Annotated in this window: 24 protein-coding genes; 6 read left to right on the top strand and 18 right to left on the bottom strand. The window is 50.8% G+C overall.

Annotated features, from left to right (window positions below; genetic code table 11):
* The first annotated feature begins 605 nt into the window (after positions 1-605).
* Positions 606-824, top strand: a complete 219-nt coding sequence (locus C2M35_RS08555; RefSeq protein ID WP_105258712.1) for a hypothetical protein — start codon at positions 606-608, stop codon at positions 822-824.
* Between the two features lie 104 nt (positions 825-928).
* On the top strand, positions 929-1,309 hold the full coding sequence (locus C2M35_RS08550; protein WP_158677947.1) for a hypothetical protein: 381 nt from the start codon (positions 929-931) through the stop codon (positions 1,307-1,309).
* 153 nt (positions 1,310-1,462) lie between these two features.
* Here C2M35_RS08550 and ilvN read toward each other — a convergent pair whose 3' ends face one another.
* The 7 genes from ilvN to C2M35_RS08515 all read right to left on the bottom strand — a co-directional run bounded on the left by ilvN (position 1,463) and on the right by C2M35_RS08515 (position 8,307).
* Positions 1,463-1,960: an acetolactate synthase small subunit gene (gene ilvN, locus C2M35_RS08545; protein WP_105201410.1), complete on the bottom strand. Its 498-nt coding sequence runs from the start codon at positions 1,958-1,960 to the stop codon at positions 1,463-1,465.
* Positions 1,960-3,684, bottom strand: coding sequence for an acetolactate synthase 3 large subunit (locus C2M35_RS08540; protein ID WP_105265088.1), 1,725 nt, complete (start codon positions 3,682-3,684; stop codon positions 1,960-1,962). Before C2M35_RS08540 ends, ilvN begins: the two co-directional genes overlap by 1 nt.
* 340 nt (positions 3,685-4,024) lie before the next feature.
* Positions 4,025-5,032, bottom strand: coding sequence for an isocitrate dehydrogenase (locus C2M35_RS08535; protein WP_105214090.1), 1,008 nt, complete (start codon positions 5,030-5,032; stop codon positions 4,025-4,027).
* A 308-nt stretch (positions 5,033-5,340) separates the two neighbouring features.
* Positions 5,341-5,733, bottom strand: coding sequence for a DUF3192 domain-containing protein (locus C2M35_RS08530; RefSeq protein ID WP_105201407.1), 393 nt, complete (start codon positions 5,731-5,733; stop codon positions 5,341-5,343).
* 60 nt (positions 5,734-5,793) lie between these two features.
* Positions 5,794-6,597 carry a 5'-3' exonuclease H3TH domain-containing protein gene (locus tag C2M35_RS08525; protein WP_234000038.1) on the bottom strand — a complete coding sequence of 268 codons (804 nt, stop codon included), beginning with the start codon at positions 6,595-6,597 and terminating at the stop codon, positions 5,794-5,796.
* A 14-nt stretch (positions 6,598-6,611) separates the two neighbouring features.
* Positions 6,612-7,955, bottom strand: a complete 1,344-nt coding sequence (ppnN, locus tag C2M35_RS08520) for a nucleotide 5'-monophosphate nucleosidase PpnN (RefSeq protein WP_105201405.1) — start codon at positions 7,953-7,955, stop codon at positions 6,612-6,614.
* A 25-nt stretch (positions 7,956-7,980) separates the two neighbouring features.
* Positions 7,981-8,307 carry a hypothetical protein gene (locus C2M35_RS08515; protein ID WP_105201404.1) on the bottom strand — a complete coding sequence of 109 codons (327 nt, stop codon included), beginning with the start codon at positions 8,305-8,307 and terminating at the stop codon, positions 7,981-7,983.
* Positions 8,308-8,499: 192 nt separating this feature from the next.
* Here C2M35_RS08515 and C2M35_RS08510 point away from each other — a divergent pair, with 192 nt between their 5' ends.
* A complete protein-coding gene (locus C2M35_RS08510) occupies positions 8,500-10,272 on the top strand; it encodes a M61 family metallopeptidase (protein WP_105265086.1) in 1,773 nt (590 codons plus the stop codon).
* Between the two features lie 120 nt (positions 10,273-10,392).
* On the opposite strand, the gene C2M35_RS08505 is transcribed toward C2M35_RS08510, so the two are convergent.
* Positions 10,393-11,229, bottom strand: coding sequence for a glycosyltransferase family 25 protein (locus C2M35_RS08505; protein ID WP_105201402.1), 837 nt, complete (start codon positions 11,227-11,229; stop codon positions 10,393-10,395).
* Between the two features lie 174 nt (positions 11,230-11,403).
* On the opposite strand from C2M35_RS08505, the gene C2M35_RS08500 reads away from it, so the two are divergent.
* Positions 11,404-11,964 carry a fasciclin domain-containing protein gene (locus C2M35_RS08500; RefSeq protein WP_105201401.1) on the top strand — a complete coding sequence of 187 codons (561 nt, stop codon included), beginning with the start codon at positions 11,404-11,406 and terminating at the stop codon, positions 11,962-11,964.
* Positions 11,965-12,075: 111 nt separating this feature from the next.
* Here C2M35_RS08500 and C2M35_RS08495 read toward each other — a convergent pair whose 3' ends face one another.
* Positions 12,076-13,056 carry a TDT family transporter gene (locus C2M35_RS08495; protein WP_105265085.1) on the bottom strand — a complete coding sequence of 327 codons (981 nt, stop codon included), beginning with the start codon at positions 13,054-13,056 and terminating at the stop codon, positions 12,076-12,078.
* Positions 13,057-13,184: 128 nt separating this feature from the next.
* On the opposite strand from C2M35_RS08495, the gene C2M35_RS08490 reads away from it, so the two are divergent.
* Both C2M35_RS08490 and C2M35_RS08485 read left to right on the top strand, forming a co-directional pair.
* Positions 13,185-14,072, top strand: a complete 888-nt coding sequence (locus C2M35_RS08490) for a LysR substrate-binding domain-containing protein (RefSeq protein ID WP_105265084.1) — start codon at positions 13,185-13,187, stop codon at positions 14,070-14,072.
* A gap of 71 nt (positions 14,073-14,143) precedes the next feature.
* On the top strand, positions 14,144-14,920 hold the full coding sequence (locus C2M35_RS08485) for a class I SAM-dependent methyltransferase (protein WP_105265083.1): 777 nt from the start codon (positions 14,144-14,146) through the stop codon (positions 14,918-14,920).
* Between the two features lie 3 nt (positions 14,921-14,923).
* Here the strand turns inward: C2M35_RS08485 and C2M35_RS08480 are convergent, their stop codons facing one another.
* The 9 genes from C2M35_RS08480 to hisD all read right to left on the bottom strand — a co-directional run bounded on the left by C2M35_RS08480 (position 14,924) and on the right by hisD (position 22,016).
* Positions 14,924-15,121 carry a hypothetical protein gene (locus C2M35_RS08480; protein WP_105214073.1) on the bottom strand — a complete coding sequence of 66 codons (198 nt, stop codon included), beginning with the start codon at positions 15,119-15,121 and terminating at the stop codon, positions 14,924-14,926.
* A 73-nt stretch (positions 15,122-15,194) separates the two neighbouring features.
* Positions 15,195-15,701 (bottom strand): hypothetical protein, encoded by a 507-nt coding sequence (locus C2M35_RS08475; protein ID WP_105188961.1) that lies wholly within the window; start codon positions 15,699-15,701, stop codon positions 15,195-15,197.
* A gap of 143 nt (positions 15,702-15,844) precedes the next feature.
* Complete coding sequence (gene hisIE / locus C2M35_RS08470) at positions 15,845-16,453, bottom strand: bifunctional phosphoribosyl-AMP cyclohydrolase/phosphoribosyl-ATP diphosphatase HisIE (protein WP_105265082.1); 609 nt, start codon at positions 16,451-16,453, stop codon at positions 15,845-15,847.
* On the bottom strand, positions 16,444-17,223 hold the full coding sequence (gene hisF, locus C2M35_RS08465; protein ID WP_105265081.1) for an imidazole glycerol phosphate synthase subunit HisF: 780 nt from the start codon (positions 17,221-17,223) through the stop codon (positions 16,444-16,446). Before hisF ends, hisIE begins: the two co-directional genes overlap by 10 nt.
* Complete coding sequence (locus C2M35_RS08460; protein ID WP_105265080.1) at positions 17,205-17,939, bottom strand: 1-(5-phosphoribosyl)-5-[(5-phosphoribosylamino)methylideneamino] imidazole-4-carboxamide isomerase; 735 nt, start codon at positions 17,937-17,939, stop codon at positions 17,205-17,207. The genes hisF and C2M35_RS08460 overlap by 19 nt, the downstream gene beginning before the upstream one ends.
* A gap of 9 nt (positions 17,940-17,948) precedes the next feature.
* Positions 17,949-18,539 carry an imidazole glycerol phosphate synthase subunit HisH gene (gene hisH / locus C2M35_RS08455; RefSeq protein ID WP_105265079.1) on the bottom strand — a complete coding sequence of 197 codons (591 nt, stop codon included), beginning with the start codon at positions 18,537-18,539 and terminating at the stop codon, positions 17,949-17,951.
* On the bottom strand, positions 18,536-19,597 hold the full coding sequence (gene hisB / locus C2M35_RS08450) for a bifunctional histidinol-phosphatase/imidazoleglycerol-phosphate dehydratase HisB (protein ID WP_105265078.1): 1,062 nt from the start codon (positions 19,595-19,597) through the stop codon (positions 18,536-18,538). The genes hisH and hisB overlap by 4 nt, the downstream gene beginning before the upstream one ends.
* A gap of 26 nt (positions 19,598-19,623) precedes the next feature.
* Positions 19,624-20,694 carry a histidinol-phosphate transaminase gene (gene hisC / locus C2M35_RS08445; RefSeq protein ID WP_105265092.1) on the bottom strand — a complete coding sequence of 357 codons (1,071 nt, stop codon included), beginning with the start codon at positions 20,692-20,694 and terminating at the stop codon, positions 19,624-19,626.
* Between the two features lie 26 nt (positions 20,695-20,720).
* Complete coding sequence (gene hisD, locus C2M35_RS08440) at positions 20,721-22,016, bottom strand: histidinol dehydrogenase (protein ID WP_442792752.1); 1,296 nt, start codon at positions 22,014-22,016, stop codon at positions 20,721-20,723.
* Positions 22,017-22,018 lie beyond the last annotated feature (2 nt).

The following is a 22,018-nucleotide window of genomic DNA, read 5'->3' as shown; positions in this document are numbered from 1 at the left end:
CATACTTGAACGACTCGATATTAGCCCAGTAAATTGGCTGTCCCTGACCACCTCGTTCACCAAGGTTTTTCACGGTGCGGTGGGTAAGGAGCAAGCATTAACAACCTACTGCCAACATCAACACCGAAAACGACGTGTAGATTTAAGCAACTGCCAAGCGCTGTTTGCTTAGGCAACGCTTCTTTCCTCTTTATTCTTGACCAGGTTCGCGAGAAGCAGGCTTCGTACGTCAAAAATTCACGAAAATGATAATAACGAAAGGTAAATCGTCGAAAAACGTTCGAACTGGGCGATACTCGCTTTAAAATCCTTCTCCCCTCATTACGTAGCAAAAACTTAATCTTTCGAGTGGGTGTCTTTGTTATTTTTTCCGTTGCCGAAACTCTATCTTTAAGATGGGTGTCTTTGTTATTTTATAGTCAAGAAAACGAACCAATGGGTCGTTTTTGTCTTGTTCACGCCTCTAAAACTTCGAGAAACTTAAGTTCTGGCAAACACTTCCTGAATCTGCTATCAATGGTCATAGTACAAAAACGAGACAGGTTGCGGTAGAAAAACGACCCAATCGCTCGATATCAAATTGTTAGGTAAGCCAAGGAAGTTAAGTGAAAACTGTAAATGATACGGAATTTCAAGAAAAAGTATCTTTAAAGCAAGCCTATGAAATAATGGAAAAGTTTCTACTTCAGTTTCATGAGCGAGGTGAACTTTTAACTGGTGATTTAGTTAGCTTTATTGGTTTACTCGAAGACGGTTCCAGTGCTGACCCTGCACAGCTAAATGACTTTATTAAAGTTGCAAATGAAGTATTAAAGGTTACCTAACAAACCAAGTCAGCGGGACACTAATACGTAGGCTCCCGTCACTTCGTTCCGTATTTTAGCCTACGTGTTATTGCCCCTGCTTGGGGCGTTAGGTATTTATGATTATGGGTAGATTAAAAGGATATTTAGTTTATTTATTGATTCCTGCTATTCCTTATTTACTAATGATTTATAGCCCAGAGACTATAGACCCGGTTTTTCAATATTTAAAACATGGTAAAGGAAGTAAATACGTATTAGCAGGGATTGTATTTGTGTTTAATTGGAGTCTCTATTTCGGTATAGCCTTTGATGCCAGAAAGGAAAAAGTAAGCGAAAGAAATATTAGGTTCACAAAGCTTTACCTAGCCTTGCTAGCAACGGTATCAGCTTATTTTTTGATATTCTTAAATACTTTTACAGTGCAGAATATATTTCTAGCTAATACTTGCTTAATAGTTGTTTTCTATACTCTACTAATTTCGTTTGGTAAAAAAAATACCTAACAAGGCAATTATGGATGGGGTGTTACTACCGTCCAAAAATGACACAGAGCTGATCTTAAAAACAGCCCCTAGCACAGTTTAGGTATGAAACTGCATTCCTCTTCGACATTGGCCATAGAAAGCGGCACCAATAGTACCGCTTTAACTTATTACTTACCCTTTTAGTGCCTTATCGCCGCGGCCTAAGCCTATGGCGCCGGAGCGCACCATTTCGATAATATCGGTTTCATGGCGCAGGGTATCGAGGAAGGACTCCAGCTTTTCCGTGCTCGCCGCCAGTTGCAATGAATAACTGATACGGCCCATATCCAGGATGGCGCCACCAAAAACATCCACAACCCGGGTCACCGCGGCGCGAGTTTTTTCGTCCTGGGCTATCACCTTGACCAAGAGCAGCTCGCGCTCGATATGGCTTTGCTCGGTTAAGTCAATCACTTTGAGCACGTCGACCAGCTTATTCACCTGCTTGAGGATTTGCTCGAGGACGCGATCGCCCCCCTGAGTGGTGATGGTGATGCGCGATAGCGAGGCATCGTCCGTGGTGCCCACCGCTAGACTATCGATATTATAGGCGCGCTGGGAAAACAGGCCGACGATACGTGACAAGGAGCCGGGTTCGTTTTCAAGTAAGATGGAAAGTATACGACGCATTATGCTTTTACTCCTTTTTTCAACCACATATCATCAACGGCACCGAGTTTAATTTGCATTGGGTAAACATGTTCAAGCTCATCGACGCGGACATCGAGAAACACCAGGCGATCAGTAATACTCATCATTTTTGCGATGGCGGCATCGAGTTCATCGGGGTGATCGACGCGAATACCCACATGGCCATAGCTTTCGGCAAGCTTGACGAAATCCGGTAAGGATTCCATGTAAGAAGAGGAATGGCGGCCGCTGTAGAGCATGTCTTGCCACTGTCTGACCATGCCTAAAGAGCGGTTGTTCAAGGAAACGATTTTAACCGCCAGGTTATATTGCAAACAGGTGGACAGCTCCTGGATGTTCATCTGAATCGAACCATCGCCGGTAATGCAGATTGATTCCTGGTCGCGAAACGCCAGCTTCACGCCCATGGCTGCCGGTAAGCCAAAGCCCATGGTGCCTAAACCGCCTGAGTTGATCCATTGACGCGGCTTTTTAAAGGGGTAGTACTGGGCGGCAAACATCTGGTGCTGGCCCACATCCGAGCTGATATAGGCGTCGCCATTGGTGGCCTGATAGAGCTTTTCGATCACGGTTTGCGGTTTGATTTTTTCTTCACCCGGGCTGTAGCTCAAACACTTTTGCTCGCGCCAGCGATTGATTTGTCGCCACCAGTCTTCCTGGGCATGGCGGTCAATGCTTTGCCCCGACTTGGCGATGGCGCTTAATAGTTGCGGCAACACCATGTCCAGGCTACCGACCACAGGAATATGGGCGCTGATGGTTTTGGAAATCGAAGTGGGGTCGACATCCACATGCACTATGGTGGCGTTGGGGCAAAACTTTTGCACATTATTGGTAACACGATCATCAAAACGGGCGCCCAAGGCCAAAATAACATCGGCATGGGCCATAGCCTTATTGGCCTCTAAGGTGCCGTGCATACCCAGCATGCCGATAAAGTTCGGGTGCTCACCGCTCAGCGCACCAAGGCCCATCAAGGTGTTGGTGCAAGGGGCATTAAGGGTTTCCACCAGTTCGGTCAACTGCTCGCTGGTGTTGGAGAGGATCACCCCGCCACCTGAGTAAATCACTAGTTTTTGTGCCTTTAGCAAGGCCTCGACCGCTTTCTTAATTTGTTTTGGGTGGCCTTTTTTACTTGGGTTATAGGTGCGAATGGCCACTTCCTGGGGCATTTTAAAATCAAACTTGGTCGCCGGGTTAAGTACATCCTTGGGGAGCTCCACTACGACCGGGCCCGGGCGGCCGCTGCTGGCAATATAAAACGCCTTGGCAAGCAGGGTGGGGATCTCCTCGGCGCGACGGCAGTTAAAGCTGTGTTTCACTATGGGGCGAGAGCAACCAACAATATCGGTTTCCTGGAAGGCATCATCGCCAATAAGGTGAGTGGGGACCTGGCCTGAGATCACCACCATGGGGATGGAGTCCATATAAGCGGTGGCTATACCGGTAACACAGTTGGTGGCACCTGGACCTGAGGTGGCCAACACCACGCCCACCTTACCCGTGGCGCGGGCATAGCCATCGGCCATATGGGTGGCTGCCTGTTCATGGCGCACCAGGATATGTTCGATATCATTTTGTTCGAACAGTGCGTCGTAGAGATCCAGCACCGAGCCGCCGGGGTAACCAAAAATATAGTTAACGCCTAGCTCCTTTAGTGCTTCGACAACCAGCTCACCGCCGTTGTATTGTTGCTTACTCATCCTCATTCCTCAAAAAAAAACCCCCGCATAAGGGCGGGGGTTGTTTAGCCTAGACGTTGGCTCACGCCTACCCCGCAGTCTGGTTAAAGACCACCACGAGTAGAACCACGAGAACCAACATAAACGACATAGTATTACCTAGATATAAATTAAAGGTGACCTAGTTATTGTTAGTTTTTTGGGCAACTTATGTCAACCCTGATGAATGGGTTTTTGGATAAAATATTCTTATAGTGAATATTAATCTGCCTTTTAGGGTTATTTCTTGCTTTTTGCGCCGATTTTGGAACGAAAAAAAGCCAGCTGACGCTGGCTTAGATATTTTATGTTGAATGCGGGGTTATAGGCGTTCGATCACAGCCGCAGTGAAGTCTGTGGTGCCGTGTTCGCCACCTAGATCGCGCGTGGTGCGGTCACCTGATTTGATCACATCGGCCACGGCCGCACGAATGCGCTCTGCGGTCTCACCCATATCCAGGTATTCAAGCATTTGAATTGATGCAAGGATCACCGAGGTGGGGTTGGCCAGGTTTTTACCGGCGATATCCGGCGCACTGCCGTGAACTGCTTCGAAAATAGCGGCATTTTCACCGATATTGGCACCTGGTGCCATACCCAAACCACCTACTAGACCGGCACACAGATCAGAGAGGATGTCGCCGAACAGGTTGGTTGTAACTATTACGTCGAACTCTTCCGGGTTCATAACCAGCTTCATACAGGCGGCATCAACGATCATCTCAGCCGACTCGATATCCGGGTAACGCTCTGCTACTTCGCGGGCGACTTTCAAAAACAGGCCGGAAGTCGATTTTAGAATGTTGGCCTTGTGTACCGCGGTCACCTTCTTACGGCCTTCGCGACGGGCAAGTTCATAAGCGAAAGTGACTATCTTCTCTGCACCTTCGCGGGTGATTTTTGACATGGCTTCCGCTTCGTTGCCATCGTCCGATACTACCTGGCCAAGACCCGAGTACATGCCCTGAGTGTTTTCACGCACCGTGATGATGTCGATGTCTTCATAGCGTGCTTTGGTGCCGGCAAATGATTTAACCGGACGCACATTGGCATACAGGTTAAATTGCTTACGCAGGGTGACGTTGATTGAGGTAAAGCCTTCGCCAACCGGAGTCGTCAATGGGCCTTTTAGGGTGATCTTGTTGCGTTCAATGGCTTCAAGCGTCTCTGGCGGTAATAGCTCACCGGTTTTTTCCAGTGCGGCCAGACCGGCATCAACAAATTCGTATTCAAAGTCACAACCGGCGGCGTTTAGAATTTCCAGAGCTGAATCAATAATGCTGGGACCTATGCCATCGCCTTTGATGACAGTAATGGTTTGCTTAGCCATTTAACAATTTCCTTAAAACTGATAGATGAGTCCGACACCAATAGCATAGCCGCACAAAGCTGTTGTGGGTAATTAGAAAGCTGATGAGGGTGGCGGAAATTTACGTGAGAATTCAGGGCGATTTATAGCAGTTAAACCCCTAATTTTCCAGTATATGGCATTTAAATATATGTTATTTCCATTATAAATAAGATGAATTGTACTGGGGGTTACAGCCGCTTTTCAGCTATTAAAAATAAGGGCTGAATCTAGTTATAGGGAAGAATGCAAACACACAATTTTAGGTGCTCAGCTCGCCTTGGTCCTGCTTAGGATTGTAAGTCGACTTTGTCATAGGCCAGCTCGGCCTGTTGCCCCCAAACGAGCAGCTTTTTGTTTTTAAACAATAACCCGGTGCACTCGTCTTTGGTGGTAATGCCATCGGCTTTTACATGCTGGGTGCGATAAAACACTATCTGGTAGATATCCTCACCGCGGCGCTTTACAAAGGTAAGATCTGGGGTGCCCAAGGTGGCCAGCACTTCTTCGATATGCATAGGCGAGGTGGAGTCGAGCTTGGCAATAAAACGTTTGTTATAGGCCTCTCTGTCTTGCCACACCATGGAGCCGGGATCATCCTTGTACAGGCTCATCACCAAGGTGGCTATTGCCGCATATACGCCGATACCGAGAATTATGTATTTTAAGACCTTAGTCCACATCAGTTTTTACCCTTAAAGCCGAACACCTTGGGCCAGTATACCTAGTTCATTTTGGCAATGCTAAATTTGCGATGTATGCAGCGTAATTTGTGGCGCATCCGCGCTTAGGCGTAATTGTTTTAAGGAGATACCCAAATCTATGTCTGTACGCAGTGACACCAGGGCCAAGGCGCGTACATAGTCTGGCAAATGCCGAGCTAAAAGCTGCTGAACCTTACCATCGGGCTCAGTGTGTAGGGCATCGGCGACGCTGGGATATTGGCTTAGCAGTGCCTGTGCCGACTTGGCGCCTATGCCGCTGACTCCGGGAATATCATTTGTTTTATCGCCCACCAGGGCGAAATACTGCCACAGGCGCGCGGCATCTATACCGTATTTTTGTTGCACCTCGGCGACGGTACGCTCGGCTTGGGTAAAGTAGTCGAACACCATAACCCCCTGCTCAATGAGTGGCAGGTAGCCCTTATCGGTGGAGACTATCACCACCTCGATACCTTGTTTATTGGCCTTGGCGGCCAAGGTGGCGAGGACATCGTCCGCTTCTTCGTTGACGGCGCGCACCACGGCTATTTGCTGGGTGTTAATGGCATTCATAAAGCGCGGCAGCTGTTTGCTCAGTGCCTCAGGCATGGGTTTACGAGAGGCCTTGTAAGCAGAGAAAAACTCATAGCGCCAACTGCTGTCGCCGTCAAAGGCGGCCAACGCATACTGGGGTTTGTGCTGGGCCTTTAGTTTGGCTAATGCTCGCTCCACACGGATAATGGCCTGCTCTATGGCTTGTTCACTTTGGGCACCGTATTGGCTTTCACATACGGCGTATATGCGCCGAATGAGGTTCAGCGCATCGATCAGTAATAATTGCATTGTCAGGTTTGGGCCTAAGTCTGGATGGTGTAACAGGGTATATAGGCACTGCCGGGCAGCTTCATTCGACCCTGAGCCACAAAGGCGCTAAGCAGGGCATCCATTTTACCCATAAGCTCAGGGTCACCGCATAGCTCGAACACCCCATGCTGGCCTATGGCGCGAATGCCTTCGTCCTTAACGTTACCGGCTACTATGCCCGAGAAGGCGCGGCGAAGATTCGCTGCCAACTGCTGTTTGGGTTGGTTGAGGTGCAAGTTCAATGCCGCCATATTGTCATGGTTGGGCACAAAGGGTGCCTGAAACTCGGGGTCGATACGCAGCGTCCAATTGAAATAATAGGCATCGCCATGCTGGCGGCGGTAGTCGCGCACATCTTGCATGCTTTGTTTCACCGTGCGGGCGACAAGCGCAGGATCGTCGATGATCACCTCGAATTTGTCCAGCGCTTCCGGACCTAAGGTATCGCCGACAAAGGTAACGATTTCATCAAAATAGGCACGGCTTTCTGCGGGCCCGGTGAGGATCACCGGCAATTGTTGTTTGTCGTTCTCCGGATGCAGCAAGATACCGAGCAAATAAAGCAGTTCTTCGGCGGTACCGGCGCCTCCAGGGAAAATAATAATGGCGTGCGCCACGCGTACAAAGGCCTCAAGGCGCTTTTCGATATCAGGTAGGATCACCAGTTCATTGACGATAGGATTGGGCGGCTCGGCGGCGATAATGCTCGGTTCGGTCAACCCCAAGTAACGTGGGTTGGAGATCCTTTGTTTGGCATGGCCTATGGTGGCGCCCTTCATCGGCCCCTTCATGGCACCTGGGCCACAGCCGGTACAAATATTCAGGCCGCGCAGACCAAGCTGATAACCTACTTCCTTGGCGTAATGATATTCCACTTCATTAATGGAATGGCCGCCCCAGCACACTACCATGTTAGGGTCGGTGTTTACTTCCAGGGCGTTGGCATTGCGCAGCATATCAAAGACCATGTGCGTGATGGCTCTGGGATCGGCTTCGTGCATAGTGTGATGTCTTTGACAAATAAACAAAATATCACGGATAACAGAAAAAATATGTTCGTGAATACCGCGAATAATATCACCGTCGACAAACGCCGTCTGCGGTGGATTGGTTAGTTCTATTTTAATGCCGCGCTCGCGCACCACCAAACTGATATTAAAGTCTTTATAGCTGTCATAAATCTCGGCGCTGGAGTCGGTATGACTGCCCACGTTAAGCACCGCCAACGCACAGTTGCGAAACAACCGATAGCGGTCGGTGGTTGATTGTTCCAGTAAATCTACTTCCAATTGCGAAAGTAAGTTGAGTACCCCAGTTGGGTTGAGCTGTATTTTCATAGCCTACTCCTTTACTTAAACTTGGCTATTTCTTGACCACTAAAGGATCGTGGCCGAAGGCTTTTAGGGCGGTGAGCTCGGAAATAATGGAGCCGAGTTCCTGAATACGGTCGTCGGGCTGCAACTGCTCACGAATACTGGCTAATGGATAATCCAGCTCGCGAGCGATTCCTTTGCAGGTGAGCGATAACTTCGCGATAAATTGTGCAAGGGTGACGGCTTGTTCCTGCCGCGTCATTTCTATGGTCTGGTGTTCTGAAATAGCTGAATGTGACTTTCTTTTTATAGTCTCAAACTGTAGTGACACGCCCTGCAATCCTTTTTCGTTATTATATTTTCCAGTGTACAACATAATTATTGCAAATACTGATTATGTATCAGGTTTTGTCGAAAATTTAGGGGTTAATGGCTTAGCTTTGGTTTGTGTAGGGGCAAAGTCTTTGGGTGAATAAGCAATAGTTTTCCGGCAGTTGAACGCAAAACTTTGTGGCGCCCCCGGTGCTTTGTTAGGCTGCGCGCAAACTACCAAGACAACAGGTGTGCAGTGAAAAAAATCCTAGTTGCGGCGGCTATGCTGCTGGTTTCCTCGGTGGCAAAGGCCGCCACAAATTATCAAATTTCCATCGACCAGGGTGCTCATCACTTAGGTGATGTCAGTGTCAGCTTTGCCAAAACCGGGCAAAGTCATATAGATGCCAAGTTCCCGGCCTGGCGCACCGGGCGTTACGACATCCTCAATTTGGCTAACGGCGTGCGTTACTTCAACGCCACCGACGCGCAGGGCCAAGCTCTGAAATGGCAAAAAATTGATAAAAGCACCTGGCGTATTTTCTTAAACGAGCCCACCGCCGTGACCTTGAGTTATCAGGTCTATGCCAATGAATTGGGTTTACGTGCCCGTCATATCGATGACACCCATGCCTTTATCGATGCCTCCGGCTTTTTTATGTACAGCGAGGCGACGCGCAATGAGCCTGTGAGTGTACAGCTGGAAGTACCTATGGGGTGGCGCTCGGTGTCGGGAATGAACAAGGGCAAGAACCAACATCAATTTGTTGCTCCAAATTACGATGTTTTAGTGGACTCCCCCATAGAAACGGGTATCAATGAGCTGCACTCCTTCTCGGTCGATAACCGCGATTATGAGCTGGTTATTTGGGGCGAAGGCAATTACGACAGCGAACAGATGGTGGCCGACCTGAAAACCCTGGTACAAACCGGTCATGTGGTTTGGGATGACTACCCTTATGAGCGTTATGTATTTATGGTACATGCCACCTCTGGCGCGCGCGGTGCCACCGAGCATCTTAACTCCACCATTATTCAGCGCCACCGTGATAAGTTTGCCAAGCGCGAAGACTATTTGGGCTTTATTGCCACCGCCGCGCATGAGTTTATTCACACCTGGAACGTCAAAGCCTATCGCCCCGAAGGCATGGTGCCCTATGACTATGTTGCGCCGAATTACACGCGTTTATTATGGCTGGCGGAAGGCTCCACCAGTTATTTGGAAGATCATCTTTTGCTACGCTCGGGCTTAATGACCAAGAAGGAATTCTTTAAGGACCTGGGTAAGCGTATTAACACCCACCTTAAGACGCCGGGACGTGAGGTGCAAAGTGCCGCCCATACCAGCTTTGACAAATGGATCAATCAAGGCGGTGATCATGGTCGCAACTACAGCACCAATATTTACTCGGAGGGCTCCTTGCTGTCTATGGCATTGGATTTAAAACTCCTGAGTGATTCCAACGGCCAGGTGAGTTACCGCGATGTACACCGCCAGCTCTATAACAGGCATAAATTGCCCAAGGGCTTTAATGAGCAAGACGTGATTGCCATCTTGAACGAGCTGAGCGGTCAGGATTACTCCTTATGGTGGGCCGACAATGTAGAAGCGCCTATGAACTTGGACTTTGACGCCTTACTCACTAGCGTGGGCTTGGAGCGCGTGTATCCTGAAGATGCTAAACAGATTGCCTCGTTGGATGTAAATACCAGCACGGACAAGGGCTTACTTAAGCTGGATCATGTGCGTCGTGGCGGCGCAAGTTGGCAGGCCGGATTGACAGCAGGCGACCTGATCCTTGCCATTGATGGTCGTCGCATCAGTACCGACCTGGCGACCACCTTAAGTGCGTATAATGCGGGTGATAAGGTATCGGTGAGCTTTTTCCGTCGCGACCGTTTACAACAAGTGAACCTTATCCTTGGGCAGGATTATGATAAGGATGCCAAAGTACAGCCGGTGAAGGCACCTACACAGCAGCAACAGGCGCTATTCAAAGCCTGGATGGGCGTTGAATTAGGCGACTAATTACGCGGACACCCACCTTAAAGGTTGTTTTAAAGTGGGTGTCTTGGTTATTTCATATGCAACTTTGTTGAGGTGTCGGCGTAAAGCACCGACACCTAGGGTTATTCCTTTAAAACGCACTTAGGCGGTGGTTGCAGAGATAGGGTAAGCTCTACGGCCCTGCTTTCTGAGCAGGGCAACCAAATGGCGTCGTGCCCTGTAAGCAGGCGTCCAATTGTGCAAGGCCAGCCACTGCTTTTGCAGCGGATAGGCCTTGGGCTTATTTCGTCCCTTACTGGCTATATCGCTGTCAAAATAGTTGTCCTGGGCTATGGGGTAGGGATGAAGGGCACCAACATAAACGCCGGTCTCCCAGGTATGCTGAATGTCCGTGTCCACCGGACGATAAATCTTATTTGCATGAGCCAACATCTGCTTTGCGCCGAAGCGACTGATCACATAGGCACAGCAGCCGCTTAACGGCTTATCATGGATCACTAATTTGTGTGTGCTATCCAGCTCGGTGCTGAACTTGTTGGTGCGCTCTCGCCCTTGATAATTACAAAGCTTGATGATGTCTACCGGGAACTTGTGATTTAACACCGACGCCAGGCTGGACTTAAGATCCCCGACCAGGGAAAAGTCATCTTCAAGCACCAAGGCATACTCGCTTTGGCTATCGAGCAGGGTTTGCCAACATTTTTTGTGGCTAAGGTAACAGCCGATTTCGCCATCGCTTAAAGGGCGGTAGAACTTGTTGCGATTGGCTTTGTCATCCACCACTTCACGCTTTTGCGCTGCAGATAGTTGGCGGCCATTCACCGCATCAATGCGTGCAAAGGTTAACCCTTGTGCGGTTAGTTGTTGCGTCGCCCGTTGCAGTCTATTGTCACTGCCTTTAAGGTTAATCACATAAATGGGGATCATCATGCTCTCCACCGATTGTCTTGGCGCCAGTATGGGATAGGAATAAGTCATAGCTGTGTATTCGAGATGACAGGGTGGTTACGTTAAAGGTCTGAGTGTCCATAGTGTTATGGGGGGGGAAGCAGGTCTAAAAGAAAAATGTGATCTGATTGAATAATAGACACGTAGAGATGGCTGTAGTGAATGTGAATCTCCCTTTATCAGACATGTATAAGGACTCAGACCATGAATTCTCTAGCCCGCTCTTTACACACCACCCTTATTGCCGCAGCGCTGAGCGCCACCCTGGCGTCGCCCGCAATGGCCGATACCCCCAAATGGGCCGATAAGTCGCCAGCCAGCATAGTTGAATTTGCCGTTGGCGCTTCTGGCAGCCCGTTTGACTTTGACGATAATGGTGGTGATTTCGATATCCTGGTTGCAGCGCTGATCGATACCAACACCATAGGAATTTTCGATGGCACCGACTTCACCGTATTTGCGCCAAACGACCAGGCATTTTACAACCTCACCAACACGGACAATGACGAGGATGCTTACAACGCCGTGGTAAATTTGTTGGGTGTTGAAGGGGTGGCCGGGGTGCTTGCCTATCATGTGACCGATGGGGTGCGTAATTCTCGCTCGGTAGTGAGAGCGAAACAGTTAACCATGCTCGATGGCAACACCATTATGTTCGACAGTGGCCTGATCATTGCCAATGGTTCTGAAGCCGGCCTAGTGAACATAGACAATCGCTTGGCAGACGGCATGGTGCACATCATTGACACCGTACTCATTCCTTAGTGATGGTAATCACTGTCCTCAGTTAAAGCGCTCCTTTTCTTAGGAGCGCTTTTTTTAGTGCTGTTCACCACCCACGTTTATTAGCGCTATGGCGCTTCCCGATGACGGGCATTAAATGGGCGTTGCGCTAGATTTCACCTCGCTTGCCTGGGGGCGATAATGGTGTAAATAGCAGCCACAGACATACACAACAATCGAGGTGGCTACCATTAATTCAATCTGGGCTAAGGATATTACCCAGCCAATTTCTCTTGCTTGCCAGCCTGTGACTGTCATCCAATCCGCGACTTTAAACAGGGCGGTGGCACCTATCACCAGCGGAAAGGTAAAGGCAGCGTAACCTGGGCTAAAGGGCAGGCGAAGGAGCTTAAAAAATGCCAGATACACCACGGATGTCATCAGTACCGCCAGGGTGAGCAACACAGCTATTACCAGCGGTGACGGACTGTGAGCCAAGGAAAGATAACCGGCCAGTGACAGACTCGCAGGGGCTGCTAGCACGGCCAGGGTGGGCTTGGCGGCATCGGCAACCTGTTCATTAAAGAGCAAGCGATAGAGCATAAGCGGCAGCATCAGGGCATACATGGCCATACCAAAAATCAGTAAAGCTTCGGCTAAAGGGCGCAGCGTGCCGCCGGGAAAGGTGACGTCAGCAACAATAATGCCGATGGGCGGGATAAACCAGCTTGGCACCATGTGCTGAAGTTGAAAGTCGCTTAAACGGTGGTACACAAACAGCGCGAAGAACACGCAGTGCAACAGCACGGCCACTAGCCAGAGTCCTTGAGCGAGCGCAGGGGTGAGCGCGCCCAAGGCGTTCGATACCACCATGGTGGCCATAGTAAAGGTGGGCAACACGCTCCCTGTCACCGGATGACGCAAGTCTTCCCGCAAGGTGAGGGGATGAGTGAGAAACTTGGCCAGTACCAGCAGCAATAACGCCGTTGCGATTAAGGCCCCCGAGGCTTGCGCCAGGCCGTTCAAAGCGGCGGCGTTCTCCCAACACCAGCCCAATGAGGCTATCCCCAGGGCTAACCCTGATAAGGGTGTTGGTACCTTGGTTAACCAGGATTGTTGTTCACTTATGGTCATGCTTAGCCCTTTGAGTGTTTATTCCATCGGCGAGTCGCGCGATTTGGGCACTAGTGTAAGGGGAGTTGTTGGTTTAATATATTTTAAAATATTGAGCATATCTTTAAGTAATACTTAACAGGGGGCGCATGAATATTGCGTTACGACAATTGCGGGTGTTTGTGGCCGTGGCTCAGGAACTCAGCATCACCAGCGCCGCCGACAAGCTATGTTTATCTAAGCCGGCGGTCAGCATGGCGCTGAGTGAGCTTGAGAAGCAACTGGGACAGCAACTTTTTGATCGTCACAATAACCGCTTACTGATCAATGAGCAGGGGCGTCGCTTATTGCCCCTTGCGGATGAATTGCTGGCGCGCAGCCAGGATATTGAGCATTTGTTTAGTCAGCAGGGCGCGATCACCGGCAAGTTAAACATCGGTGCCAGTGATACCCTAGGAAATCAGGTCGCGCCGTTTTTATTGCGAGATTTTCGTGCGACCTCGGGTCATCTCGAGCAGACCTTGTATATAGCCAATACCGCGCAGATATGCCAGAAGTTATGTGAGTTTGAGCTCGATATCGGCCTGGTAGAGGGCAGGGTTCATCATGGTGAGCTTCATAGTATTCCCTGGCTGGGCGATGAGATGGTGGTGGCCTGCCATCCGCAGCATCCGCTGGCGCAGTTGTCGGCGCCCACGCTAGCGGATCTGGAGCAGCAGCATTGGCTGTTACGTGAGCCCGGCTCAGGTACCCGGGAATACTTTCTAAATCACCTTGGCGCCCGGTTAAGCCAGTGGCAACTGGCGTTTGAGCTCAATAGCACCTCGGCAATCATTAACAGCACCGCCGCCGGGCTCGGCATTACCTGTTTGTCACGCCGCGCCTTGAGCCAGGCCGAACAATTAGAGCGGGTGAGCATATTGAACTTGCCAATCAGACTTACACGGGATTATTGGCTGTTATACCATAAAGAAAAATATCAAAGCCCGTTACTTAAGCAGTTTATTCGCTTTTGTGAGAATTGGTCCGCACAGTAAAAAACTCTTGAGTCGATAGCGAGCTAATTTGAGGCAAGCAAACGGGTGAAAATATAACAACAGGAAACACCATGGATTATTTGCAAATTAATAAGGCCGCTTGGGATAAAAGAACTCAGGTGCATATAGCGTCTGAATTTTACGGCGTTGAGGCTTTTAAAAATGGCCGCTGTTCCCTTAATCCCATTGAACGTGAACAGGTAGGCGATGTGACCGGTAAGTCCCTGCTCCACCTGCAATGTCATTTTGGTCAGGATACCCTGTCCTGGGCACGCTTAGGGGCAAAGGTGACCGGGGTCGATTTATCCTCGCAAGCCATCGCCCAGGCCAACACCTTGAAGCATGCCTTAGGGCTGGACGCTCAGTTTATCGAAGCGGATATCTATCGCTTTGGTCAGGAAAATACCCAGCAGTACGATCTGGTGTTTACCTCCTACGGCACCATTTGCTGGTTACCAGATTTAACCCTGTGGGCCGAGATCATAGCCGCAGCCTTGAAAGTAGGCGGCGAGTTTCATCTGGTAGAGTTTCATCCCATTAACGATGTGCTTAGCGGCTACGCCTATTTTCCAAGTGAGCAGCCCGATGTGGAGGAAGAAGGCACCTACACTGAAAATTGTGATGGCGCCACCTTAACGACCGTGTGCTGGTCGCATTCGCTCAGCGAGGTGCTGAGCGCATTAGTAGATGCTGGCCTGCGTATCGAAGCCTTTAATGAATATCCCTACAGTCCCTACAATTGTTTTGAGGGGTTATTGCCGGTGCCCGGTCGTGGTTATCAGAAATTACATAACGGCCAGCAAGTGCCTTTGGTGTATGGGGTCAAGGCTCGTAAAATTGCGGAATAACGCTTATGGTCGCGACGCTCGCTGAAGTAGCAGTGTTTTAATGATGCTGCCAATACTAAGCAGAATAAAGGCAATAAGGCCGATATAGATGGGGCGATAGAAATCGATGGGTGTGTGCGTGGCAACTATGGTTTGGTAAATGGCCGTGCCTGCAGCAATGGCTAATGCATGCTTGCCGTTATTGTAGATATCCTTTCTCATCCTGAAACACTTCCTTTGTTATTTTGATAAGCCGAAGACTGACTTCGGCTTTATTATGCTTTGTAGTTAAGCGTTATTTCTTTACCTTGCCGATATCGTACGACGTCATCCAAGGGGTTTTGCGCGACAGCGACTTGCCGGTATGGATGGACACAGACGGAGTCTCGTCGTCTTTTACGAAGGTGGTGCGCAGTGAGTTTTCAGACTCTTTTTGTTGCTCATACCAGCCTTCGCCCAGGCATTGGCGGGTAAAATCCGATGCTTTTTGGTGGATTGCCAGGGCTCCGTCTTTATCCGCGTAGGTTTGCTGACAGCTATAGGCATAGGTGCGCTCGTGCAGGGCGCTGATCTGGCAGCTGTCGCCAACCAGGTGATAACGGGCCTGCCAGCTGTCGATAAATTTGGACTGGGTGCGTGCCATTTTCAAACCATCAAACTGATTGTCATAGGCCGACATCAAGGCTTGGATTTTGTCGCAGGATGAAAGGTTATCGACATAGGTTTGTTGCTGTTTTTGCGCTGGGCTGGCGCAGCCGGCGAGGAGAATAACGGCCGCTAATGCTGGGTAAATTGCTTTCATGGCAAACAGATCCTTATTTGTAGTAGCCTAAGCATACAAAATCTCTGGGCGGTGTGGCAATGTAAAACACCCAGAGAGTGAATAATTGCCCACCTAAACAGCTATTTACTTACAAGTGCGGCCTTTTTGGGGCGCTGACCCGGCTAATGCCGAGACTGCAACCGCGCTACCACATCTCCTAAGGATAAGCCTTGGCGCTGCAGCAACACAATTAAGTGATACAGGAGATCGGCGGCTTCATCGGTGAGCTCGTTATTGTCGTTTTTCATCGCCGCCAAGGCGACCTCAACCCCTTCTTCGCCTACCTTCTGGCAACTGCGGCTAAGCTCCTTGGCAAACAGTGATGCTGTGTAGCTCGTTTTTGGATCAGCATCCTTTCGGTCGATGATGATCTGCTCCAGCTCGGCTAAAAAGCCCAAACTCGGCTTGGCATCGCCAAAACAGCTTTGGGTGCCGAGGTGACAGGTGGGGCCTTGCGGGTAGGCCATGATCAGAATCGAGTCCTGATCGCAGTCGGTGTAGATGGCTTCAACCTGTAAAAAGTGGCCGGAACTTTCGCCCTTGGTCCACAGGCGCTGCTTGGAGCGCGAGTAAAAGGTGACTTTCTTTTGCTCCAGGGTGTGGGTAAGCGCCGCCTGATCCATAAACCCCTGCATAAGAATTTGCCCGGTAATAAAGTCCTGCACCAGGGCGGGGATCAAAGGGCACTTGGCAAAATTCACATCGCTTACATTGCTAATATCTATTCGCATAATCGAGTCGCTATCTTGTTATAGGCTAGGTGTTGTTTTAATTCGTTAATATTTATCAGGTTCTTATGAAATACACTGGCGGCGAGGGCCCCATCTACCTGGGCTTCTTTAAAAACCTCACTGAAGTCGCTGATTTTTCCGGCGCCGCCGGAGGCAATCAAGGGCACATGGCAGATATCCCGTACTTTGGCTAATTGTTCAATGTCATAGCCCTTGCGCACACCATCTTGGTTCATACAGTTTAGTACGATTTCACCGGCGCCGAGGGCCTGCACTTGCTCAACCCATTCCAGAGTATTGTAGCGGGTGCGCGATGAACTGTTGGGATCGCCGGTAAGCTGATAGACCAGATACTCGCCTGTTTGGGCATCGAAAAAGCTGTCGATGCCGACTACCACGCATTGTTTGCCAAATTCGTCGTGTAACTCGCGAATAAGCTCGGGACGGGCAATGGCCGGACTGTTGATACTGATTTTATCGGCGCCGCTTTCAAGCACCCGCGCCGCATCGGCGACGGACTTGATGCCGCCGGCAACGCAAAAGGGGATATCGATATGTCGGGCTATATGCTCGACCCAATTCACATCAAGCAGGCGTTTTTCTACACTGGCGCTGATTTCATAAAACACCAGCTCATCGGCGCCGGCATCGCTGTAGGCCTTGGCCAACTCAAGAATATCGCCGACGATTTCATGGCCTTTAAACTGTACGCCTTTAACGACCTGGCCGTCTTTCACATCCAAACAAGGGATTATGCGTTTTGATAACATGCTAGTGCCTCCTCAACCGTAAAGGCGCCATCAAGCAGGGATTTGCCCAAGATCACCCCTTGGGTGCCAATTTCTTTTAAGCGACGAATATCCGCTATTGAGCTGACGCCACCGGAGGCCTGAATGCGCAGACTGGGGTTATGCGCCTGCAGTTGCTCGTACAAAGCAAAGGAAGGGCCGCTCATGGTGCCGTCTTTGCTGATGTCGGTGCATAAAAAGTCTTTCACCCCAATTTCGGTGTAAAAGTTGATAAGCTCAAACAAGGAGACATCACCACTTTCCAACCAGCCATGGGTGGCGGGCATCCAGCCCTTTTCGGTGTTATTCACATCCAGGGCAATGACAAATTTCGGAGCACCGTATTGGTTTATCCAGCTTGCCACTTGCTCTTGGTTATTGACCGCTTTTGAGCCAATCACCACCTGTGCGGCGCCGGCGGTGAGCCACTGCTCGACATCCTGGCCGGTGCGAATACCGCCGCCGACCTGATAGCCGACGTTGAGCGCCTTGGTGGCTGCCTGAATTTGTCGCCATTGCTTTTTGCTTGGATCTCGCGCCCCTTCTAAATCGACCAGGTGCAGCTTTTGTGCGCCTTGTTGCTGGTATTCCATTAGCCGTTCGGCCAAGTCAAAGGGATAGAACTGGGCGGTGTCGTATTTGCCCTGAAATAAACGCACGATTTGTTGTTGTAATACATCTAATGCTGGAATAATCATAATGCGTCCTCAAAGCCGCCAGTCAATAAAGTTTTGCAGTAAGCGCGCGCCCACTTTGGCGCTGCGCTCCGGGTGAAATTGCATCCCGGCGTAGTTGTCCTGGGCGACCATGGCCGAAAACGTTTGGCCGTATTCGCTGGTGGCCAGGGTTGCCTGGTTACAGCCATGGGCGAAGCTGTGCACAAAGTACACCTGATCGTCATCCTGAACACCCTTGGTCAGTGGGTGCGTTTTGGTGATCTTTAGGGTATTCCAGCCCATGTGCGGGGCACTTAAATTCCCCACCTCAAGCTCGCCGACTTTGCCGGGAATAATGCCTAAACAGGGGGTGTCGCCCTCGGCCGTGTGCTCGCACTGCAACTGCATGCCCAAACATATGCCCAGTAATGGCCTTTGGTATTCCTTAATGGCTTCTTGCCAGCCGCCGTTAATCAGGCGCGCCATGGCAACCTTGGCATGGCCCACTCCCGGTAATACGGCGCGCTCATAGCGGCTTAGTTGCTCGGCGTCGGTGATCACATCAACCTGAGTATGCAAACGCTCAAAGGCAAAGCGCACCGAATTGATATTGGCGCAGCCGGTGTTGATTATGGCTATCATAAAACCCCCTTGGAGCTGGCCATTTGTTGCGAGCTGTCTTTGCTGATGGCCATGCGCAGCGCCCTGGCGAAGGCCTTAAACAGGCCCTCAACCTGGTGGTGACAATTCCCAGGCGTGACACTTAAAATCAGCGACAGGGCGGCGTTATCGCTGAGGCTTTTGAAAAAGTGTTCGACCATTTGTACATCCATATCGCCGACTTTTTCACGGCTAAAATCGGCATTTAACACAAACGAAGCGCGTCCGGATAAGTCGATTTGCGCTTCGGCCTTACATTCATCCATCGGCAGGGCAAAGCCATAGCGGGCAATTTGCGACTTGGTGCCGAGAGCCTGGCGTAGCGCCTGACCCAAGGCGATGCCCACATCTTCGACCAGGTGGTGCTCGTCTATGTGCAAATCGCCACTGGCCTTAATATCCAGGTAAATATTGGCGTGGGTGCGGATCTGATCCAGCATATGGTCGAAAAAGCCCAGCCCAGTGCTGATTTCGCCACTTTTATTGGCATCCAGGTTCAGCGCCACGGCAATTTGCGTTTCCTTGGTGTCGCGGCTGACGGCGCCTTGGCGGTCGGCGGTAGTCAAGCGAGTGACTATTTGCGCCCAGTTATCCTGATACAAGATCCCCTGCATACAGAGGTTTTCGGCCAATTGAATATCGGTCTGACGGTCACCAATGACATAGGAGTTGGCGATATCCACCTTGCCTGAGCGCATTAAGTCGACCAGCAAACCGGTTTTTGGTTTACGGCATTGGCAGTTGTCGCCATCGAAGTGCGGGCAGATCAGCACGTCTTCAAAGTGAATGCCTTGGGAGGTAAATAGCTCCATCATTTTGTTGTGCGGCGCGTCGAAGTCCGCCTGCGGGAAACTGTCCGTGCCCAGGCCATCTTGGTTAGACACCATCACCAGGCGATAGCCGGCCGCTTGCAGGGTGAGCATCGCTGGGATAACACCGGGTAACAAGGCTAATTTCTCTAGGCTGTCGACTTGCTTATCGCTGATAGGCTCTTCAATCAGAGTGCCGTCGCGGTCAATAAATAAATAGGGGTTGCTCATATTAGTTCCTAAAAAGTGCCTTGTTATTAGTTTGCAGTGGAGTCGGTTAATGAGTCCAGCCAGGCTTTGACCTCACCGAGCTCCTGCTCATTGCCGATGGAAATACGCAGCCAATCGTCCTGGCCATAAAGGGTAAAGGGGCGCATGACCAAGCCCCGCTGATAGGCAATGGCAATGGCGTTTTTGTCTTTTAGCTGCAAGGTGACAAAGTTACCTTCCCCTTTGAGCACCCGTGTGACCGCATCGCTTTGTTCCAGCCATTGTTGCAAGCGTGATTTAAGGGCATTTAAAGTGTCCACCTGACGGCGCATTGACGCTATGTTTGCAGTGCTCAGCGCTTGTGCGGCGATGTCGGCCACCACGGTGGAAACCGGGTAGGGCGCTAAGACCTTGCGCAGTGGTGCCAAGACCTGGGTGTTGGCCAGGGTAAAACCTGTGCGCAGACCCGCCAGAGCAAAGGCTTTGGACAGGGTGCGTAGCACCACCACATTGGCATAGTCATTGAGCAAAGAAACAGCACTTTGCTCAGGGCAAAACTCGATATAGGCTTCATCAACCACCACCAGAGCGCTGTTTGTTAGACGCGCGGCAATGGCGGCGATTTTATCTTGGCCTACCAAGGCGCCGGTGGGGTTATTGGGGTTACAGATAAACACCAGCTTGGCATCGCCAACCTGGGTGCAAATCTCATCCACCTCGCCTTGGAGCAATAAGTCCTGGCTCAGGGTATTAAGTGCGACATTATGGGTATCGGCGGTGACCTTATACATGCCATAGGTGGGTGCAAAAATGGCGATGCTGTCCTTTGCGCTCTGACAGAAGGTGCGTACCAGCAGCTCTATGCCTTCATCGGCACCTCGGGTCATCACCACCTGCTCTGGCGCTAAGCCCACATAGTCAGCGTAGGCCTGGATCACCTGCTGCGGCTGCGGATCCGGGTAGCGGTTGAGAGCCTGACCACTGAGTTGATATTCGCGGTTATAGGGGCTTTCGTTGGCATTGAGCCAGGTTGAGCCGCTGAGCTTTTCACTCTTTGCCGAGCTGTAGGCACTGAGGTCGGCAATATTTTTCGGCAGTAGGCCTTGTGGCAACGTCAGGGTATCGCTTTGTTTTACGTCGGTGCTCACTGTTTTTCTCCTAAACGGATGCGAACGGCATTGGCGTGAGCGTCGAGCCCTTCTGCTGCAGCCATGGGAATAATTGCTTTTGCCAAATCGGCCAAACCACTTTTGGTGACGGTTTGCACCGTATAGGTGCGATAAAAATCAAGCAGGCTCAGGCTTGAATACACCTTTGAGTAGCCGTATGTAGGCAAGACGTGATTGGTGCCAGAGGCATAATCACCGGCCGATTCAGGGGTGTAATCGCCGACAAAAATCGAGCCGACATTCTTAATCTTAGGCAAGAACTCGGCGCTTTCGCCAAGTTGCAGGATCAGGTGCTCGGGCCCGTATAAATTGGAGACTTCCACGGCCTGGGCAATGCTTTGCACCTTGAACAGTGCTGAGTTTTCAAGGGCTGCTTTGGCAATCTGGGCGCGTGGCAGGGTTTTTAATTGCTCTGCCAGTGCCTTTTCTGTCGCTGCGATCACCTCGGCGCTGTCGCTAAGGAGAATAACCTGAGAGTCTGGGCCGTGCTCCGCCTGAGATAGCAGATCCGCAGCAATAAATTCGCCATTGGCGCGTGCATCGGCGATGACTAACACTTCCGAAGGTCCGGCGGGCATATCTATGGCCAACCCGGGCACCTGCTGGGCGCACAATTGCTTGGCCATGGTCACATAGGCATTGCCCGGGCCGAAAATCTTATTCACCTGGGGCACGGTCTCCGTGCCGTAGGCCAGGGCGGCAATGGCCGGTGCGCCACCGATTTGCAGTACCTGCTTAATGCCGCAGAGGCTTGCCGCGTAGAGGATGGCCGGGGCAATAGTGGCATCGCCCTTGACCGGGGTGGCCAGCACCACAGTCTGCGCGCCGCTAATTTGCGCCAGCACACCTTGCATCAATACCGAGGAAGGCAATGGCGCACTGCCGCCTGGCACGTATATGCCGACGGCGTCGATGGCCTGGTAGCGCAACTCACAGGCCACTCCGGGCTGGGTGCTTAGGCTGATGTTCTTTGGCACCTGGGCCAAGTGAAAACGGCGAATATTATTGTACGCCTGTTTTATCGCATCCTTTAGTTCGGTATCGAGCGCTTGCTCGGCGTCGGCAAAATCAAGGTCGCTGCAAAGCAGCGGTGCATCGGTTGCACGGCCATCAAAGCGGTTGGCATAGTCGCGAAGTGCGCTGTCGCCATCGCTTTGTACGCGCTTGAGTATTTCCTCACACACGGGGCGTACGTCATCGGCGGCGCTCACCGCCGGGCGCTGTAGCATCACTTTTTGTGCTGCTGGGCTAAGGGTATTCCAGTCAATCACGG

It is taken from the genome of Pseudoalteromonas sp. T1lg76 (assembly GCF_002964725.1).
Taxonomy (GTDB): domain Bacteria; phylum Pseudomonadota; class Gammaproteobacteria; order Enterobacterales; family Alteromonadaceae; genus Pseudoalteromonas.
The sequence above is the reverse complement of the archived record's forward strand: the minus strand, read 5'-3'. Positions and strand labels throughout refer to the sequence as shown.

Bases quoted from the DNA above. Each gene is read 5' to 3' on its own strand.
- C2M35_RS08505 (WP_105201402.1), bottom strand. From the start codon at position 11,229: ATGACTTATTCCTATCCCATACTGGCGCCAAGACAATCGGTGGAGAGC.
- C2M35_RS08490 (WP_105265084.1), top strand. From the start codon at position 13,185: ATGAATATTGCGTTACGACAATTGCGGGTGTTTGTGGCCGTGGCTCAG.
- C2M35_RS08495 (WP_105265085.1), bottom strand. From the start codon at position 13,056: ATGACCATAAGTGAACAACAATCCTGGTTAACCAAGGTACCAACACCC.
- ilvN (WP_105201410.1), bottom strand. From the start codon at position 1,960: ATGCGTCGTATACTTTCCATCTTACTTGAAAACGAACCCGGCTCCTTG.
- C2M35_RS08500 (WP_105201401.1), top strand. From the start codon at position 11,404: ATGAATTCTCTAGCCCGCTCTTTACACACCACCCTTATTGCCGCAGCG.
- C2M35_RS08460 (WP_105265080.1), bottom strand. From the start codon at position 17,939: ATGATTATTCCAGCATTAGATGTATTACAACAACAAATCGTGCGTTTA.
- C2M35_RS08550 (WP_158677947.1), top strand. From the start codon at position 929: ATGGGTAGATTAAAAGGATATTTAGTTTATTTATTGATTCCTGCTATT.
- C2M35_RS08530 (WP_105201407.1), bottom strand. From the start codon at position 5,733: ATGTGGACTAAGGTCTTAAAATACATAATTCTCGGTATCGGCGTATAT.
- C2M35_RS08475 (WP_105188961.1), bottom strand. From the start codon at position 15,701: ATGAAAGCAATTTACCCAGCATTAGCGGCCGTTATTCTCCTCGCCGGC.
- C2M35_RS08525 (WP_234000038.1), bottom strand. From the start codon at position 6,597: ATGCAATTATTACTGATCGATGCGCTGAACCTCATTCGGCGCATATAC.
- C2M35_RS08515 (WP_105201404.1), bottom strand. From the start codon at position 8,307: ATGTTGTACACTGGAAAATATAATAACGAAAAAGGATTGCAGGGCGTG.
- C2M35_RS08485 (WP_105265083.1), top strand. From the start codon at position 14,144: ATGGATTATTTGCAAATTAATAAGGCCGCTTGGGATAAAAGAACTCAG.
- hisF (WP_105265081.1), bottom strand. From the start codon at position 17,223: ATGTTATCAAAACGCATAATCCCTTGTTTGGATGTGAAAGACGGCCAG.
- hisH (WP_105265079.1), bottom strand. From the start codon at position 18,539: ATGATAGCCATAATCAACACCGGCTGCGCCAATATCAATTCGGTGCGC.
- C2M35_RS08480 (WP_105214073.1), bottom strand. From the start codon at position 15,121: ATGAGAAAGGATATCTACAATAACGGCAAGCATGCATTAGCCATTGCT.
- hisIE (WP_105265082.1), bottom strand. From the start codon at position 16,453: ATGCGAATAGATATTAGCAATGTAAGCGATGTGAATTTTGCCAAGTGC.
- C2M35_RS08535 (WP_105214090.1), bottom strand. From the start codon at position 5,032: ATGGCTAAGCAAACCATTACTGTCATCAAAGGCGATGGCATAGGTCCC.
- hisB (WP_105265078.1), bottom strand. From the start codon at position 19,597: ATGAGCAACCCCTATTTATTTATTGACCGCGACGGCACTCTGATTGAA.
- C2M35_RS08540 (WP_105265088.1), bottom strand. From the start codon at position 3,684: ATGAGTAAGCAACAATACAACGGCGGTGAGCTGGTTGTCGAAGCACTA.
- ppnN (WP_105201405.1), bottom strand. From the start codon at position 7,955: ATGAAAATACAGCTCAACCCAACTGGGGTACTCAACTTACTTTCGCAA.